A 3,212-nucleotide genomic window follows, 5' to 3' on the forward strand; every position below is an offset into this window, starting at 1 on the left:
CTTCAGAACTAACACAGTGGACGCGAGCAACTGAGGACAAGCCCTCGGCCTATTAGTACCAGTCAGCTCCACCCGTTACCGGGCTTCCACATCTGGCCTATCAACCCAGTCGTCTACTGGGAGCCTTACCCTCTCAAGGAGGTGGGAATACTCATCTTGAAGCAGGCTTCCCGCTTAGATGCTTTCAGCGGTTATCCCTCCCGAACGTAGCCAACCAGCCATGCCCTTGGCAGGACAACTGGCACACCAGAGGTTCGTCCGTCCCGGTCCTCTCGTACTAGGGACAGCCCTTCTCAATATTCCTACGCGCACAGCGGATAGGGACCGAACTGTCTCACGACGTTCTAAACCCAGCTCGCGTACCGCTTTAATGGGCGAACAGCCCAACCCTTGGGACCGACTCCAGCCCCAGGATGCGACGAGCCGACATCGAGGTGCCAAACCATCCCGTCGATATGGACTCTTGGGGAAGATCAGCCTGTTATCCCCGGGGTACCTTTTATCCGTTGAGCGACGGCGCTTCCACAAGCCACCGCCGGATCACTAGTCCCGACTTTCGTCCCTGCTCGACCCGTCGGTCTCACAGTCAAGCTCCCTTGTGCACTTACACTCAACACCTGATTGCCAACCAGGCTGAGGGAACCTTTGGGCGCCTCCGTTACCCTTTGGGAGGCAACCGCCCCAGTTAAACTACCCATCAGACACTGTCCCTGATCCGGATCACGGACCGAGGTTAGACATCCAGCACGACCAGAGTGGTATTTCAACGGCGACTCCACCATGACTGGCGTCACGGCTTCAAAGTCTCCCACCTATCCTACACAAGCCGAACCGAACACCAATATCAAACTGTAGTAAAGGTCCCGGGGTCTTTCCGTCCTGCTGCGCGAAACGAGCATCTTTACTCGTAGTGCAATTTCACCGGGCCTATGGTTGAGACAGTCGAGAAGTCGTTACGCCATTCGTGCAGGTCGGAACTTACCCGACAAGGAATTTCGCTACCTTAGGATGGTTATAGTTACCACCGCCGTTTACTGGCGCTTAAGTTCTCAGCTTCGCACGCCCGAAAGCGCACTAACCGGTCCCCTTAACGTTCCAGCACCGGGCAGGCGTCAGTCCGTATACATCGCCTTACGGCTTCGCACGGACCTGTGTTTTTAGTAAACAGTCGCTTCTCGCTGGTCTCTGCGGCCACCCCCAGCTCACGGAGTAAATCCGATCACCAGTGATGGCCCCCCTTCTCCCGAAGTTACGGGGGCATTTTGCCGAGTTCCTTAACCATAGTTCACCCGAACGCCTCGGTATTCTCTACCTGACCACCTGAGTCGGTTTAGGGTACGGGCCGCCATGAAACTCGCTAGAGGCTTTTCTCGACAGCATAGGATCATCCACTTCACCACAATCGGCTCGGCATCAGGTCTCAGCCTTATATGAGGGACGGATTTGCCTACCCCTCGGCCTACACCCTTACCCCGGGACAACCACCGCCCGGGCTGGACTACCTTCCTGCGTCACCCCATCGCTTACCTACTACAAGTCTGGTTCGTCGGCTCCACCACTTTCCTTTCCCCGAAGGGTCCGGAACGGCTTCACGGACTTAGCATCGCCTGATTCGATATTGGGCGTTTCAAAGCGGGTACCGGAATATCAACCGGTTGTCCATCGACTACGCCTGTCGGCCTCGCCTTAGGTCCCGACTTACCCTGGGCAGATCAGCTTGACCCAGGAACCCTTAGTCAATCGGCGCACACGTTTCTCACGTGTGTATCGCTACTCATGCCTGCATTCTCACTCGTGAACCGTCCACAACTAGCTTCCGCTGCTGCTTCACCCGGCACACGACGCTCCCCTACCCATCACAGCGGGCGTTGGCCCTATTGCTGCAATGACACGACTTCGGCGGTACGCTTGAGCCCCGCTACATTGTCGGCGCGGAATCACTTGACCAGTGAGCTATTACGCACTCTTTCAAGGGTGGCTGCTTCTAAGCCAACCTCCTGGTTGTCTCTGCGACTCCACATCCTTTCCCACTTAGCGTACGCTTGGGGGCCTTAGTCGATGCTCTGGGCTGTTTCCCTCTCGACCATGGAGCTTATCCCCCACAGTCTCACTGCCGTGCTCTCACTTACCGGCATTCGGAGTTTGGCTAAGGTCAGTAACCCGGTAGGGCCCATCGCCTATCCAGTGCTCTACCTCCGGCAAGAAACACACGACGCTGCACCTAAATGCATTTCGGGGAGAACCAGCTATCACGGAGTTTGATTGGCCTTTCACCCCTAACCACAGGTCATCCCCCAGGTTTTCAACCCTGGTGGGTTCGGTCCTCCACGAAGTCTTACCTCCGCTTCAACCTGCCCATGGCTAGATCACTCCGCTTCGGGTCTAGAGCGTGCAACTCAATCGCCCTGTTCGGACTCGCTTTCGCTACGGCTTCCCCACACGGGTTAACCTCGCTACACACCGCTAACTCGCAGGCTCATTCTTCAAAAGGCACGCAGTCACGACCCATTGGGTAAACCCAATGAGCGACGCTCCCACGGCTTGTAGGCACACGGTTTCAGGTACTATTTCACTCCGCTCCCGCGGTACTTTTCACCATTCCCTCACGGTACTATCCGCTATCGGTCACCAGGGAATATTTAGGCTTAGCGGGTGGTCCCGCCAGATTCACACGGGATTTCTCGGGCCCCGTGCTACTTGGGAGATGAGCAAGCAAGCCGCTGATGTTTCGTCTACGGGGGTCTTACCCTCTACGCCGGACCTTTCGCATGTCCTTCGACTACATCAACGGTTTCTGACTCGCCGACCGGCCGGCAGACCGATCAAGCTCATTCCCACAACCCCGCATGCGCAACCCCTGCCGGGTATCACACGCATACGGTTTGGCCTCATCCGGTTTCGCTCGCCACTACTCCCGGAATCACGGTTGTTTTCTCTTCCTGAGGGTACTGAGATGTTTCACTTCCCCTCGTTCCCTCCACACTGCCTATGTGTTCAGCAGTGGGTGACAGCCCATGACGACTGCCGGGTTTCCCCATTCGGACACCCCCGGATCAAAGCTCAGTTGGCAGCTCCCCGGGGCCTATCGCGGCCTCTCACGTCCTTCATCGGTTCCTGGTGCCAAGGCATCCACCGTGCGCCCTTAAAAACTTGGCCACAGATGCTCGCGTCCACTGTGTAGTTCTCAAGCAACGACCAGCCACCCATCACCC

General features: G+C 56.9%; 1 rRNA gene. It reads right to left on the bottom strand.

Going from position 1 to position 3,212, the window contains the following annotated elements:
• Positions 1-32: 32 nt before the first annotated feature.
• A 23S ribosomal RNA gene (locus E6R62_RS37320) occupies positions 33-3,156 on the bottom strand.
• Positions 3,157-3,212 lie beyond the last annotated feature (56 nt).

The organism is Streptomyces sp. A1136 (assembly GCF_004795055.1).
Taxonomy (GTDB): domain Bacteria; phylum Actinomycetota; class Actinomycetes; order Streptomycetales; family Streptomycetaceae; genus Streptomyces.